Genomic DNA, 14457 nt, shown 5'->3' with positions numbered 1-14457 from the left:
AGCACCGCCGCATCCCATCCGGCGGACCCCCGCACCGCGTACGCCCCGGGGGCCTTTGCACTTCCCGCACCGCCACCCGAACCGTCGAAAGGACCCCTCCATGGCCCGCACCGGTCCGATGCACGCCCTGCGCCGCATGATGGCCGACCACGCCTCGGCCGACCGACTCCGCATCCCGGTCGACGAGTTCCGCGGCATGCGGAGCGAGGCCGCCGCCGAACCGGGCGGCCCCACCCGCCGCGCGCTCGTACGCCGCGCGGCCGCGGTCGGGGTCGGCATCGGCCTGGGGGCCGCCGCGGTGGCGCGCCCCGCGACCGCCGCCACCCCGACGCCGCCGATCGACACCGACGCCCGCATCGCGATCATCGGGGCGGGCGTATCCGGTCTCACGGCGGCCCTGACGCTCGCCGACTCCGGCGTCGCGGCCACGGTCTACGAGGCGAATCCGACCCGGGTCGGCGGGCGCATGTACACCCAGCGGACCTACTGGGGCGGCGGGCAGACGTCGGAGATCGGCGGCGAACTCATCGACACCGGCCACAAGAAGATCCTGGAGCTGTGCCGCCGGTTCGGGCTGTCCACGGTGGACTTCGCCGCCGCCGGCCCGGCCGGGGCCGTCGAGACGCTGTGGTTCGACAACGGCTACTACGCGCGCTCGCAGGCCGACGAGGACTTCAAGGCGATGTACCAGGCGGTCCGGCGCGACTACCAGCAAGCCGGGGACGTGATGTGGAACAACGCGACGCCTACCGGTGTGGCGCTGTCCAACATGAACCTGCGGGCGTGGATCGAGTCCCGCGTGCCGGGCGGATACGCTTCCCGGCTCGGGCAGTTCCTCGATGTCGCGTACAACGTCGAATACGGCGCGGACACCGTCGACCAATCGGCGTTCGCCGCGGTCTGCATGCTCGGCTGGCAGAGCAACCCCGGGCACTTCAACATCTGGGGCGGGTCGAACGAGCGCTACCACGTCGTCGGGGGCAACGACCAGGTGACCCAGGCCATGGCGGCTGCTCTGCCGTCGGGTGCGATCCGGATGGACCACCGGCTGGTCGCGGTCCGCGCGAACGCGGACGGCACCCAGACGCTGACCTTCGACAACGGCGGAACGACCAGGACGGTCACGGCCGATCACACGATCATCACGGTGCCGCTGCCGATCCTCCAGGGCCTTGACCTGTCGCGTGCCGGCTTCGACCCGCTGATGACGAACCTGCTGCGCGACGCCCGCATGGGATACGTCACCAAGCTGAACATGAAGTTCACCGGCCGCCCGTGGCGCGGTACGGGCGCCTGGCCGGGCGTCGCGGCGGGCGACTGCTTCACCGACCTGCCGTTCCAGCAGACCTGGGACACGACGAAGGCGCAGCCCGGCGCCGGGGGTGTGCTGATCCAGTACGGCGGCGGCAGCCTTGCCCACGGCCTCAACCCCGGCGGCCCGTTCAACACCGACAGCGACCCGGTGGTGCGGTCGACGGCGGCGGCGTACCTGGCCCAGATCGACACGGTCTTCCCCGGCACGCGTGCGGCCTGGACGGGCAAGGCGCAGCTGTCGGCGTGGCACAAGAACCCCTACTCACTGGGGGCTTACTCGTACTGGCCGGTCTCCTACCTGCACCGGTACGCGGGCTACGAGGGCACGCGGCAGGGCAACGTGCACATCGGCGGCGAGCACACGTCGTACGACTTCCAGGGCTTCATGAACGGCGGGGCGGTCGAGGGCGAGCGGGCCGCGAACGAGGTCCTGGCGGATCTCCGCTGACAATCTGATTTGTCGTCCTGTGCGCCCCTGTTGCCCGGCGGGCGGCCGACGACGTGCGACGTACCTTTCGGCCCCGACGGCGCGGTTTGCCGTCGGGGCCGATGGGCATCCATGGCCGGGTACGGCGATCTGGTGAACCGAACTTGACTGATAGGTAAGGATCTGTCAGTAATAGTGCTAGATGTCCGATATTTGAGTGGGTAGTTAACGGATGCCGCTGGGTCTGTCAAGACCCAAGAAAGGGGCATTGTCGGTCAGTTCGGAAGGGAACTCGCCGACGAAACCGGGGTTATCCGGTCATCCCATGACAGATGAGTATTCTTCCGGGTAGATCTGGACCGGCCCGACGCCACCGAACCACGAGCCACGTGGACGGAAGTGCAGGTCGGTCAGGCGGAACAAAGGGCAGTCTGATGAAACGTCAGGCGGCTCATAGCTCAACCGGTCGTGGCCTGCCGCACTGACCAGCACCCGCCCTCCCACCTGCCAGGGGAGGGCGGTCGGCTTTCCCGGACCGACGTGGACGATCGGCAGGCTCTCCGGTCCCGTCCGCATCGACGATATCCGGGCATGGGACGGGATCCGCGCCGGGTGGGGACCGGCGGGGACGGGGAGGCGGGGACAAGGCGGCAGGGACGCGTAGGGGCAGGGCGGGACCAGGGCGGGAACCGGGGCAGGGGCCGGAACGCGGGGCGGAAAGTGGGCCGGTTCGAGGACGGGGCCCGCCCGGGACGGCAGCGTCGACGTACTGTTCTCGACCCATCACCGTGGTGGTCGGGCGTCGGCGCGAGGGGCGGTCGTGCGGGAACACGCGGAAGAGGCCCTGGCGGTCGCGGCCACTGCGGCGGTCGCGGCGGCCGTGGCCGACAACCGGCCGCGCCGGCAACCCGTGGGTGGCGTCGGCCAGTTGACCCGAGGTGGGCAGTGTGACGAGCGCCACGGGAACCCGTGACACGCTGCGGACAGGTCGAGGCATGAACCGATCTCTCCGGACCAGGGCACGTGAGGGCGATCCAGCCGCGTTCGCCACCCTGTTCGACAGCTATGCGGGGGCGATCCACCGCTACGCCCTGCGCGTCACCGCCGACTGGGCGACTGCCGAGGACGTCGTGTCGCTCACCTACCTGGAGGCCTGGCGGCTGCGTGCCAAGTTGCGGCCCGACGAGGGCGAGGGCGACGACGAGGACGCCGAGCGCGAGGGCGACGAGCCAAGGGCCCACGGCGACGGTTCCGGCAGTACGGGCGGGAGGGGCGGGCACGCCGACCGGGCGGCACGCCGTACCCGCGACGGGCCGCCCGGCGCACCGGGCGGCGAAGCGTACGACGGGTTGCGCTCCTGGTTGTTCGGCATCGCGACCAACGTCCTGCGCAACACCGCCCGGTCGGCCCGGCGGCACCGCGCGGCACTCGACCGGTTGCCGCCACGCGGCGACGTACCCGACTTCGCGGACGACGTGGTCGAGCGCGCCGACCTCGCCGAGCAACTGGCCGCGGCCCGCTCGGCGTTGGACCGCCTCGGCCGCAACGAGCGCGAAGTCGTCGCGCTCGTCGTGTGGTCCGGCCTCGGGTACGCGGAGGCCGCCGAGGCCCTCGGGGTCCGGGTCGGCACCGTGAAGTCCCGCCTTTCGCGCGCCCGCAAGCGGCTGCGCGAACTCGCGCAGGAAGAACTCCGGCAACGGCGAATGGACCGGGAACCCCGTCGGCTCGGCGGACAGGCGACAGGTGACCGCCACGCGGCGGTCCGGTCGGGGGCGCAGCCCCAGGGGAGGACACCATGAATCCGGAACCGCCGTACGACGTACGGGCGTTCGGGAGCAGCGCAGCACCGGACACGGGCACGGGCAGCGACGCGGGCACGGTCGCCGATGAGCGCGACGTGGCGCGGCTGACACCCGGAGCGGACGTACCGGGCCTTCCCCTCGGCCGCCACCAGCAGCTGAGGGAGCACCTCATGAGCGAGATCGAACGCGAGACCGTCCCGGCCCCGGCGCGGAATCCCTCGCGGCCCCCCGGCGGCGCACGCCTCCGCTGGACGCTGATCGCCCCGGCGGTCGCCGCGGCCGTCGCGGGTGCCGTGGTCGTCAGCGCCGCGGTGATCGAGGGCCCGTCCTCGCGGCCGGCGGTCTCCGCGGCGGACCGCGACGCCGCCGCCGGCCTGCTGGCCCGGGCCGCGCTGGTGGCCGGGGCGAAGGCCGAAGTCCCGGTGCGCGACGACCAGTACGAGTACATCGAGACGTGGGGCGCGAACGCGAAGATCGAGATGGTCGACGGGAAGTACCGCACGACCCTGATGCCTCCCTCGAAGAACGAGGTGTGGCGTCCGGTGACCGGCACCGGCGAGATGCTGATGCGCTCCGGGAACGGCAGCGAGTTCCGCGATTCGGTGACCGCGCCCGCACCCGGGGAGAAGATCTCCGGCCACCCCGGGTACCGCTTCCTGGAATCCCTGTCGACCGACCCCGGCACTTTGCTGGGGCAATTGCGCGAACTCGCCCAACCCAACGACAACCCGCCCGACCAAAGGGTGTTCACGCTCATCGGCGACATCCTGCGGGCCGGCGTCATGCCGCCCGAGTTCTCCGCGGCGCTGTTCCGCGCGGCGGCCGAGCTGCCCGGCGTCACGATCCTCCCGAACGCCACCGACGCCCTCGGGCGGCCGGGTGTCGCGGTGGCCATGGTGGCGGCGCAGGGCTCCCGCGAGGAGTGGATCTTCGACCCGGACACCGCGGAACTGCTCGGCTGGCGCGACGTCGCGGCCCGCGACAACGACGAGATCGCGGTGAAGAAGGGACAGGTGCTGGACAGCACCGCGATCGTGCATCGCGGCATCGTCGACCGTGCGGGCGACACCCCGCCGCTCGCGCCCGGTGACCCGACGCGTGCGGTGCCGTCGGGAGGGCCCGCGGCCTGACGCAACGCGACGCAACCCAACGCGACACGACACAGCGCGACGCAACGCAACGCGACACGGCACAGCGCGATACGGCGCGGCAACGGCACCAACGACGACGGCCCGCCTCCCTTGTGGGGAGGCGGGCCGTGCGATGCGCGGATACGGGTCGAGAATCCGTACCAGGCAGGTGCTGCGGGTCCTGCGGTCGTGCGGGTCCTGCGGGTCCTGCTACTGCTTGACGTTCGGCACCGTGTCGTCGTACCCGGCGACATCGGTGATCGGGCGCGAACCCGGGCCGATGTAGCGGGCCGACGGGCGCACCAGGCGCGACGTGCGCTTGTGCTCCAGGATGTGCGCGCTCCACCCGGCGGTGCGGGCGCAGGTGAACATCGAGGTGAACATGTTGGCCGGCACCTCGGCGAAGTCCAGAACCACCGCGGCCCAGAACTCCACGTTGGTGGCCAGGACGCGGTCCGGACGACGGGCGTGCAGCTCGTCCAGCGCGGCCTGCTCCAGCGCCGCGGCGACCTCGTAGCGCGGCGCGCCGAGCTCCTTGGCGGTACGCCGCAGCACGCGCGCACGCGGGTCCTCCGCGCGGTACACGCGGTGGCCGAAGCCCATCAGGCGTTCGCCGCGGTCCAGCACGCCCTTGACGTACTGGGTCGCGTCGCCGCTGCGCTCGATCTCCTCGATCATGCCCAGCACGCGCGAGGGCGCGCCGCCGTGCAGCGGGCCCGACATGGCGCCGACCGCGCCCGACAGGCACGCCGCGACGTCGGCACCGGTTCCGGCGATGACGCGGGCGGTGAACGTGGAGGCGTTCATGCCGTGCTCGGCGGCCGACGTCCAGTAGGCGTCGACGGCCTTGACGTGCTTCGGGTCCGGCTCACCGCGCCAGCGGATCATGAACCGCTCGACGATCGTGTCGGCCTTGTCGACCTCGCGCTGCGGGACCATCGGCTTGTCCAGGCCGCGGGCCGACTGGGCGACGTACGACAGCGCCATGACGGCGGCACGGGCCAGGTCGTCGCGGGCCTGCATGTCGTCGATGTCGTGCAGCGGTTTCAATCCCCACACCGGGGCGAGCATGGCCAGCGCGCTCTGCACGTCCACGCGGATGTCGCCGGAGTGGATGGGGATCGGGAACGACTCCGCGGGCGGGAGGCCGGGGTTGAAGGCGCCGTCGACGAGGAGTCCCCAGACGTTGCCGAAGGAGACGCGCCCGACGAGATCTTCGATGTCCACGCCGCGGTAGCGGAGCGCGCCGCCCTCCTTGTCGGGTTCGGCGATCTCCGTTTCGAACGCTATGACTCCTTCGAGCCCGGGTACGAAGTCGGACATCAGGCGGCTCCTCATGCGATCTCGACTGACTTGTGGTGACTTGTGGCCGGGTCTTTCATACCCCGCGTTACCACAACCTGTCTTCCCCCGGAAAGGCCCGGAACCCCGGCGCAAGATCGTTACTGCGCGGGCTGGCGGACATCCCCGTAGGGCTGCGAATCGGTGGTTGGGCGAAGCGCGCGTGTTGTGGCTTCGCCTGTGAAGTTGTGGGCGACGGTTGTCGACAGGCAACAATATCTCTTGATGTCGAGATGACCTAGACAAGGCAGCCGACGACCACGTGAACTCCGGCACACAACCGCTCGTCAACGTGCCGATTCGCACGAATGGGTGTCACTCGTTCGGACCTGTACCCCCGTGGTTTCGGTGTGCCCGGGCACGGGGTGCTACCAAGGAACCGTGGACCTCGACGACCTCATGGCGATGCGCCGCCAATACCGCAACGAAGGCATCGACGAAGCCTCGCTGACTCCCGCGCCCATGCCGCTGTTCGCCCGCTGGCTCGCCGAGGTCGTGGCAGCCGACCTGCCGGAGCCCAACGCGATGGTGGTGGCGACCGCGTCGCCGGACGGGCGACCGAGCACCCGGACGGTGCTGCTCAAGGAGTACGGCGAGGACGGCTTCGTCTTCTACACCAACTACGACTCCCGCAAGGGCCGCGAACTGACCGCGAACCCGTACGTGAGCCTGCTCTTCCCGTGGCACGCGATGGACCGGCAGGTCATCGTGACGGGGTCGGCGGAGCGGGTGCCGGCGGAGCGGACCGCGGCGTACTTCCGGTCCCGGCCGTACGGCTCGCGCATCGGGGCCTGGGCGAGCGCGCAGTCCAGCGTCGTCGCGTCGCGCGAGGACCTGGAGAAACGGTACGCGGAGCTGGAGGCCCGCCACCCGGAGGGCTCGGACGTTCCGGTGCCGCCGTTCTGGGGCGGCATCCGCGTGGTGCCGGACGCCGTCGAGTTCTGGCAGGGCCGCGAGAACCGGCTCCACGACCGCCTGCGCTACCGCCGCGAGGCCGACACCTGGGTGATCGAGCGCCTGAGCCCCTGAGTCAGTGCTTCCGGTGCACCTTGTGCTGCGCGGCCTGCGCGAGCGGCCGGAGCACCATCAGGTCCACGTTGACGTGCGCGGGCCGGGTGACCGCCCAGACCACCGCGTCGGCGACGTCCTCGGCGGTCAGCGGCTCGTCGACCCCCGCGTACACCGCCGCAGCCCGGTCGCTGTCGCCGCGCATGCGGTTGACCGCGAACTCGTCGGTCCGGACCATGCCGGGCGCCAGCTCGATGACGCGGACCGGACGCCCGTTCAGCTCCAGGCGCAGCGTGGCCGCGATCGCATGGGTGCCGTGCTTGGCCGCGACGTACCCGCCGCCGCCCTCGTACGCCTGATGGGCTGCCGTCGACGACATGACCACAACGGTCCCCGCCCCCGACGCGATCAGCGCGGGCAGCAGCGCCTGCGTGGTGTGCAGCGTGCCGAGCACGTTGACCTGGTACATCGCGAGCCAGTCCGCCGGATCTCCGGACTCCACCGGATCGGCGCCGTGCGCCGCTCCCGCGTTGGCCACCAGCACATCGCACCGCGCCAGCGACCCCGCGAACGCGTTCACCGCCGCGCGGTCGGTGACATCGAGCCGGTGCGCCGAAGCCGCATGCCCCGCGTCCCGCAGCTCCTTCGCGATGGCCTCGATCCGCTCGGCGCGGCGCGCGGTCAGGACGACGGCATACCCCGCGGCGGCCAACCCACGGGCGCTCGCGGCACCGATGCCACTGCTCGCACCCGTGACGACCGCGACGCGCTGATCCTTGTCGTTCATGCGCTGGAGCAAACAGCACGCCCCCAAACCAACGCAAGCGCGACCCGTACGTCAAGCTGCGGCACCGCAGCCGCTCCAACGCCGAAGATGCCGGATTGGCGTGGCGCCAAGGGGCCGACCTCGGTCCCCGTCCGCGCCCTTGCCCGGGAAACGCAGCGACCCGCAGGCCTTCTCCCTTGGTGGGAGGTGCCGAGGGGACGTCCTCGGCGAGCCTGCGGGTCGGGTGTCTGCCTGGTTTTCGCCGACCGCCTGGTTCACCCCGTCACGCTGCAGTCGAGACGGGCCAGACTTCGGTCGGGAGACCGGAGTGGCGGCTAGCGGGCAGCCACCTCACGCGTCCGATACGTACTCAAGATCGAACCACCTCCTTTCCCGTGTACCGCAGAAGGTAGATCGCCCTCGGGCGGGCCGCAAGGCAATTTTCGGGTGGCACATCTCATGCGCGGAACGGGAACAGGAGCAGGCCGAGCGGGCGTTTGAGGGCTTGCGACTTCGGGACGCCAGCTGCGCCGGGGCGGGGCGGCGGTTCGGTAGGGCGTTCGGGTGGTCTTGGAGGTGCGTCGGAAAAGTCCGACACCAGGTGTCAGGTTTTGCGCGGAGCATGAGGTCGTCGGTCCGGCGTCGATGGCGCCGGGGGCCGAGTCCACGTACAGACAAAGGACCTTCATGCGCGAAACGCCCCAAGACCTCCAAGAGTTGCAGGCTCTCCTGGACGCCTCGCTCTCCCGTTCCGGATCGCACCTGCGTTCGATCATCAATGACGAGCGGACACTCACCGCGGAGCAGGTGAGCCGGGTTCTCCGCGGAATGTGCGTCCTCACCGTGTCCACCGTGACGGCGAAGGGCGAGCCGCGGATCAGCGGTGCGGACGGGCACTTCCTGCACGGCAAATGGCATTTCGGTACGGCGCGCGACGCGGCCAAGGCGCGGCATCTCGGCGCGCGGCCCGCGATCAGCGCCGCGCATATGCGCGGTGAGGAGTTGGGGGTGTTCACGCACGGCACGGCCGAGGTCCTCAACCCGCACGGCGGCGAGCCGGCCGCGGACTGGCCGGAACTGCTCGCGTACTTCAAGGAGTTCTACGGGGCGGACGGCTTCAACTGGGACGAAGACGTGGTGTTCTACCGACTGCGACCGCACTGGATGACCGTGTACGCCCCCGACTTCGACAAGCTCGTGGGAGGCCCCTCGGCCTGACGGCATGACCTTCCTCGCCGACATTGCCGCGATGGTCTTCGGCATGCCGCGCGCTGTTTCCGGCGATCGCGGCGTCTTGGTACGGCGGCGGTTCGCGTACCGTCGGCCTGCTCACCGCCGCGCCGGCGATCGGCGCGTTCGCGGGAGCGTTGTTCTCGGGATGGTTGGGCCGCGTGCGCTACCAGGGGCGCGCGGTGATCCTGTCGATCGTCGCGTGGGGCCTGGCGATCACGGCGTTCGGCGCGACGAACTGGCTGTGGCTGGGCGTGTTCTTCCTCGCCGTCGCGGCTGTGCGGACACCGTCAGCGGCGTCTTCCGCAACACGATCCTCCAGGTGGCCACCCCGGACGAACTGCGCGGGCGGCTCGCGGGGGTCTTCATCGTCGTGGTGGCGGGCGGACCGCGCCTCGGCGACTTCGAGTCGGGCAGCGTCGCCGCGGCCAGCACCGAGCGGATCTCCGTGGTGAGCGGCGGACTGGCGTGCGTGGTGGTCGTGTTGGCGCTCACCGCACGGTGCCGCGGCTTCTGGCGCTACGACGCGCGGAACCCGGTGCCCTGACCTGGCTCCGCCGGACGCGGGGATCGGATCGGGAGCGCATGTGGGCGCGGCCGCCTGGGAGGGACGGCCGCGCCCGATGTACCCGCGGACCCGCCGAGGAGCCGTCACCTCTCCACGGTGGGCCCGAGGGCCGACTGCACGGCGCCTCCGTGCTGCGGCGCGCCGACGCAGCGCAGCACGGAGGCACCGAGGTGCCACGGAGTCCGTCAGCGCGTGGCGCGGCGGCGGGCGTACAGGAGCGAACCGGCGCCCACGGCGAGCACGGCCGCCGCGGTGCCGGCCAGCAGCGGTACGGAGCCCTCCGACCCGCCTCCGGTCTGCGCCAACTCGCCCGGGCCCTCCCCGGCCACCGGCACCACCGCGCCGTCGCCCGAGGCGGACGGATCGGCTTCGGCGGACGTGGCGGTGGCGGCGGAACCTGCGGGCGTGGCGGGGGAGTTCGCCGGTCCGGTCGGGGTTGCCGCGGAACCGGCGGCCGGGGCGCCGTGCCCGCTGTGGTCCTCGCCGCCTCCCGTGCCCGCCGTCGCGGGCTTGGTCGCCGGCTTGGTCGCGGTGCCCGCGTTGCCCGCGGTGCCGCCGCCGTTCGGCTTGCCGGTCGCGGGAGTCGCGGCCGGGGGTGCGGCGCTGCCGCTGCCGTCGAAGGCGACGTCCGAGCAGGAGTAGAAGGCCTCCGGGCTGTCCGAGCGCTGCCACACGACGTAGATGAGGTGGCGGCCGGACCGCTTGGGGAGCTTGCCCTTGATGACGTAGGCACCGTTCTCCACCACCGGGTCGACCGCCGTGGCGAACGGCGTGGCTTCCAGGTCCGACCACTTGAGCGGCTTCGTGACGTCGAAGCCCTCCTTGGTGATGTAGTACTCGAACTTGCCCCGGTGCTGCGCGGTGGCCTTGAACAGGAACGTGTACGCGCCGCCCGACGGCAGGTTCGACGTCGGCCAGTCCGTGCGCGGCAGGTCGAGCCCGGCGTACTGCGGGTTGCCCGCGCTGCACAGCTTGCCGTCCGGGATGAGCTCGCGGTGCCGCCCGGACGCCGCCGCGATGTTGACCGCGTTGGGGTCGTAGAACGGCGCCGGGTTGTTGCCGACCGCCGCCTTCGCGGCCCGGCATGCCGGGAGCCGGAAGTTCTCCGGGTTCTCGCCGCCCTGCGTCGAGCACAGCTGGATGCGGCTCGGCGGGTTCTGCGACGTGCCGTGCGCGTACGCGTTGCCCGAGCCCAGCACCCCGAGTGTGAGCGGGAAGGCGGTGAGAGCGGCGACGGCGGCGGAGCGGCGGATCTTCATCAGACGGCACATCCTCGACTGTCCGGAAACCTTGCGTCGCGAGGGACGCTAGCGCCGTGGAGAGTGGGAAAATGCCTGATCAGAGGCCGTACGACGATCCTTATGCGGCTCTTAGGGGAGGGATCGGCGCCGGTTAAGGCGGGCGGTCCGGCACAGCCGCCCCCGCGCCCGCCCGAACTCTCGGCTCAGCCGGTGCGGGGCGCGATCCAGACCGCTTCGGCGTGGGCGGCGACGCGGCCGTCCCCGTCGTACAGCGTGGTCGCGGTCCGCAGCTTGCGGCCCTCCTGGCCGAGCAGGCGCCCCATGACCACACATCGGTCCCCGGCGTACGGCAGTGCGTCGATCCGCGCGGTCATCCGCCCCAGCAGGAGCACCGGCTCACGGGTGGCGAGCGCGGTCCAGCCGCCGGGGCAGTCAAGCGCGGCCCACACGAACTCCGGCCGTACGTAAGTGTTTTCGCCGTCCGCCAGGGACACGTCGGGCACCCACGCGCACGCGGTGGTGCCGGGCCGCTGCGGCAGCAGCCCCGGGAACAGCCGCAGCCCGTCGCCCTCGGCCCGCTCCGTGCCGCACACGAAGCACGTGGGGTACGGGTGCTCCGCGCCGCGGCCCGGGAAGAACGCCGCGGACGACTCCGCGGCCAGCTCGAACGACACCGGGTCGACCGGTTCGAAGGCCTCGACCAGTGCCTCTTCGGCCGCCGCGACCTCGGCCACCAAGGCGTCGCCGTCGTACAGCCCCAGGCCCCCGGCCGACTCGCCGGCCAACCTCAACGAGCGCTCCAGCGGCGGCGGTTGCCGCAGCGTCACGGTGGCGCAGCCGACGCCCGGAGCGCGTCCGGACAGCTGCTGCGAGAGGAGTCCCGCGACGTACCCCCCGTTCCCCGACCCCGGCGGCCCGTTGAACCGCGCGGCCACGCTGAGCACGCCGTCGCTCACGCCGCTGCTCGCACCACTGCTCACGTCATTGAGCACGTCAGGGTTGCTGGACCCACCGTCGACACCGGCCATGCCGACCACCGTACCCAGCCCGCCCCGCCCCGACGCGCACCCCCGCACCGGACGCGGGACGGTGCCGTGGATCATGGTGCGCTCACCGGACGGGAAGGCGGGCGGGGCATGGCCACGGTGGGAGGCAGACCGGTCGGCACAAAGCCGACCGGAACGGCGCCATCGTGGTCCTCGTGGTGGTCGCCGTCGCGGCGCTCGGCTTTTCCTCGCACCTGACGCCGACCACGGTCTCCCTCGTCTGGGCGGGCGCGGTCGCCGTGGTCGGCACGGTCCTGGTCCTCAGGTGGCGCCTGACCCGGCACACCGGCGACTGACGACGCGGGGCGGTTGTCCGCCCCGCGTGTGTGTAGTCAGGTGCGAACGCGCCGACGCGGGGCCGGTGCGGGCGGGCCTACCGCAGGTAGAAGATGCGGTCGGCGTTTTCCGCGAGGAGGCGGTCGTTCCAGGCGGCGCCGCCTTCGATGTTGGCGGACATGAAGACGGGCGGCTCGACGCCGAGGGCGACCAGGCGGCCGATGACGGTGACCATCAGGGTCTGCATGACGGCCGAGCAGACGACCCCCGAGGTGGGCCCGACGCGCTGCGGGACGCCCGCCACGTCGAGCGCCGCGTCGCCGGCGGGCACACCCGCGTCCAGCACGACGTCGCAGTTGTCGAGGAGGCGCGTGCCCGAAGGGTGCCGGGGCGCCTCGGCGTTGCTGGCGGCCACCGAGGTGACGCCCACGACCAGGGCGCCGCGGTCGCGTCCCTGGCGGGCCATCTCCACCGGCAGGCCGTTGCGGCCCGACAGGGAGATCACGACGAGGACGTCGCCGGTGCGGACGCCGGCGCCGTCGAGGACGGGGGTGGCCAGTTCGGGGAGCTTCTCCACCGCGCTGCTGGTGGTGATCGGCCGCACCCCCAGGTCGTTGCCGGGGGCGATGAGCGGGTTGGCGAGGATGAGGCCGCCCGCGCGGTAGACCACGTCGTACGCGTTGAGCGCGGAGTGCCCGCCGCCGAAGACGAAGAGGCGCCCGCCGGCGGCCAGCGACAGCGCGATGCGCTCGGCGGCGTCGTCGACGGCCGGAAGCTCCTTGTCACGCAGTCTTTCGAGCAGCGCGATCGCGGCGTCGAGGTAGCGCGCTCCCAGCTCGCCCATGGGCAGTCCTTCGGGTCGTCGGCACCGTGCGGGAACACTGCGCCGGGCGGGGTCGTTTGGTACAGACCACGCACGGTGCGTGGTCGGGGGGCCGCCTGTCAACCCGCGTCCGCCGGCCGTCACCGGCGGGCCGGTCGGGGTCCGGCGAGGACCGTGCCCGGCCCGTGCTTGGAGATACGTCCAACAGACGCGGCGCTCCCGACGCGCTTACCGTCGAGGCCGACGGTCCGTCCGTCGGGGAACGGCGCACAAACACCTGGGATGACGACACAATGTCGGGACGTTGTGTCTGTACGGCGCGCCGGAGCGGGCGGCGTACGCGCCGGGAGTGAATCCGGCAGCGTTACGCCCGACGCGTCGAACCCGTTGGCGTGGGCGGTCCCGGCCGCCCCGTCGGTGGGACAGAATTGGAGGCAGGACCACGAAGAAACGGAGCTGGCGGTCGTGAGTGCACTCATCGACACCACGGAGATGTACCTCCGGACCATTTTCGAGCTGGAAGAGGAGGGCGTGGTCCCGCTGCGCGCCCGCATCGCCGAACGGCTCGGGCAGAGCGGACCGACCGTCAGCCAGACCGTCGCGCGCATGGAGCGCGACGGGCTGCTCACGGTCGAGGGCGACCGTCATCTGGAGTTGACCGACGAGGGCCGGTCCCTGGCCACGCGTGTCATGCGCAAGCACCGGCTCGCCGAGTGCCTGCTCGTGGACGTCATCGGGCTGCCCTGGGAGCAGGTCCACGCCGAGGCGTGCCGCTGGGAGCACGTGATGAGCGAACAGGTCGAGCGCCGTCTGCTCGAACTGCTTCGCCACCCGAAGGAGTCGCCGTACGGCAATCCCATCCCCGGCCTCGAGGAACTCGACCGCGACCTGCACGCGGACGACTTCATGGAGGGCCTGGGCACCCTGCTGGACGTCGCGGGACCGGAGGGCAAGAACGTGGTGGTGCGCCGCATCGGCGAGCCGCTGCAGACCGATGCCCAACTCATGTACACGTTGCGGCGCGCGGGCGTACGCCCGGGCGCGGTGGTGAGCGTGCACGAGTCGGCGGGTGGGGTCATGGCGGGCAGCGGTGGCGAGGCCGCCGAACTGTCCCCGGAGATCGCCGCGCACGTCTTCGTCGCGGTGCGCTAGTCGGTCGCCGCGAATGCAGGGAGCACCAGCCGGTGCCGCCCTTGGGCGGCGGGCGTTCGCGGTGACGAAGCACGCGTAGCAGTCGCACCAGGCGCAGTGCGCCTGGTGCGACTGACGCCACGGCGAACCCTGCCGTGAACGGCGCGGCGCACACTGCCGCGCGCACAAAGAGAAGTGCGGTGACCCGGCGCCCCGTGCGCCGGGTCACGGAACGGGCGGGGGGGGGGGGGCCCCCCCGGGGGCCCCCCCCCGCCGAGTGTTGATGGGGGGCCCCCCCCCCCACGAACGGAATTTTTATAAAGGGCCCAACCCCGGCGGTGGCGCGGATAAACC

General features: G+C 71.8%; 12 protein-coding genes and 1 pseudogene. 8 read left to right on the top strand and 5 right to left on the bottom strand.

The annotated features are described in order from the left end of the window. Positions 1-100: 100 nt before the first annotated feature. The 3 genes from ACWD12_RS03780 (at position 101) to ACWD12_RS03770 (ending at position 4673) form a co-directional block, all read left to right on the top strand. On the top strand, positions 101-1762 hold the full coding sequence (locus tag ACWD12_RS03780; protein WP_450098143.1) for a flavin monoamine oxidase family protein: 1662 nt from the start codon (positions 101-103) through the stop codon (positions 1760-1762). Between the two features lie 974 nt (positions 1763-2736). Continuing rightward, a complete protein-coding gene (locus ACWD12_RS03775; RefSeq protein ID WP_450098142.1) occupies positions 2737-3540 on the top strand; it encodes an RNA polymerase sigma factor in 804 nt (267 codons plus the stop codon). Continuing rightward, positions 3537-4673 carry a CU044_5270 family protein gene (locus ACWD12_RS03770; RefSeq protein WP_450098141.1) on the top strand — a complete coding sequence of 379 codons (1137 nt, stop codon included), beginning with the start codon at positions 3537-3539 and terminating at the stop codon, positions 4671-4673. Before ACWD12_RS03775 ends, ACWD12_RS03770 begins: the two co-directional genes overlap by 4 nt. A 210-nt stretch (positions 4674-4883) precedes the next feature. Here the strand turns inward: ACWD12_RS03770 and ACWD12_RS03765 are convergent, their stop codons facing one another. Beyond that, positions 4884-5996: a citrate synthase 2 gene (locus tag ACWD12_RS03765; RefSeq protein WP_358352998.1), complete on the bottom strand. Its 1113-nt coding sequence runs from the start codon at positions 5994-5996 to the stop codon at positions 4884-4886. 417 nt (positions 5997-6413) lie between these two features. Between ACWD12_RS03765 and pdxH the strand changes: the two genes are divergently transcribed. Beyond that, positions 6414-7043 carry a pyridoxamine 5'-phosphate oxidase gene (pdxH, locus tag ACWD12_RS03760; RefSeq protein ID WP_358353093.1) on the top strand — a complete coding sequence of 210 codons (630 nt, stop codon included), beginning with the start codon at positions 6414-6416 and terminating at the stop codon, positions 7041-7043. Between the two features lies 1 nt (position 7044). Here the strand turns inward: pdxH and ACWD12_RS03755 are convergent, their stop codons facing one another. Beyond that, positions 7045-7809 (bottom strand): SDR family NAD(P)-dependent oxidoreductase, encoded by a 765-nt coding sequence (locus ACWD12_RS03755; protein WP_450098140.1) that lies wholly within the window; start codon positions 7807-7809, stop codon positions 7045-7047. A 666-nt stretch (positions 7810-8475) separates the two neighbouring features. Here ACWD12_RS03755 and ACWD12_RS03750 point away from each other — a divergent pair. After that, positions 8476-9006 (top strand): pyridoxamine 5'-phosphate oxidase family protein, encoded by a 531-nt coding sequence (locus ACWD12_RS03750; RefSeq protein WP_450098139.1) that lies wholly within the window; start codon positions 8476-8478, stop codon positions 9004-9006. 4 nt (positions 9007-9010) lie between these two features. Next, positions 9011-9565: pseudogene (locus ACWD12_RS03745) on the top strand (MFS transporter); the annotation flags it as partial. Between the two features lie 206 nt (positions 9566-9771). Here ACWD12_RS03745 and ACWD12_RS03740 read toward each other — a convergent pair. Continuing rightward, complete coding sequence (locus ACWD12_RS03740) at positions 9772-10845, bottom strand: lytic polysaccharide monooxygenase auxiliary activity family 9 protein (RefSeq protein ID WP_450098138.1); 1074 nt, start codon at positions 10843-10845, stop codon at positions 9772-9774. Between the two features lie 185 nt (positions 10846-11030). Continuing rightward, on the bottom strand, positions 11031-11855 hold the full coding sequence (locus ACWD12_RS03735; protein ID WP_450098137.1) for a hypothetical protein: 825 nt from the start codon (positions 11853-11855) through the stop codon (positions 11031-11033). Between the two features lie 173 nt (positions 11856-12028). On the opposite strand from ACWD12_RS03735, the gene ACWD12_RS03730 reads away from it, so the two are divergent. Beyond that, a complete protein-coding gene (locus ACWD12_RS03730; protein ID WP_450098136.1) occupies positions 12029-12169 on the top strand; it encodes a hypothetical protein in 141 nt (46 codons plus the stop codon). Between the two features lie 77 nt (positions 12170-12246). Here ACWD12_RS03730 and ACWD12_RS03725 read toward each other — a convergent pair whose 3' ends face one another. Continuing rightward, positions 12247-12993, bottom strand: a complete 747-nt coding sequence (locus tag ACWD12_RS03725; protein ID WP_450098135.1) for a sugar isomerase domain-containing protein — start codon at positions 12991-12993, stop codon at positions 12247-12249. A gap of 444 nt (positions 12994-13437) precedes the next feature. Between ACWD12_RS03725 and ACWD12_RS03720 the strand changes: the two genes are divergently transcribed. Continuing rightward, positions 13438-14124: a metal-dependent transcriptional regulator gene (locus tag ACWD12_RS03720; RefSeq protein WP_358352983.1), complete on the top strand. Its 687-nt coding sequence runs from the start codon at positions 13438-13440 to the stop codon at positions 14122-14124. The last annotated feature ends 333 nt before the right edge of the window (positions 14125-14457 follow it).

Source organism: Streptodolium elevatio, from assembly GCF_053592165.1.
Note: the sequence above shows the minus strand (reverse complement) of the source record. Positions and strands in the feature narration are given on the sequence as shown.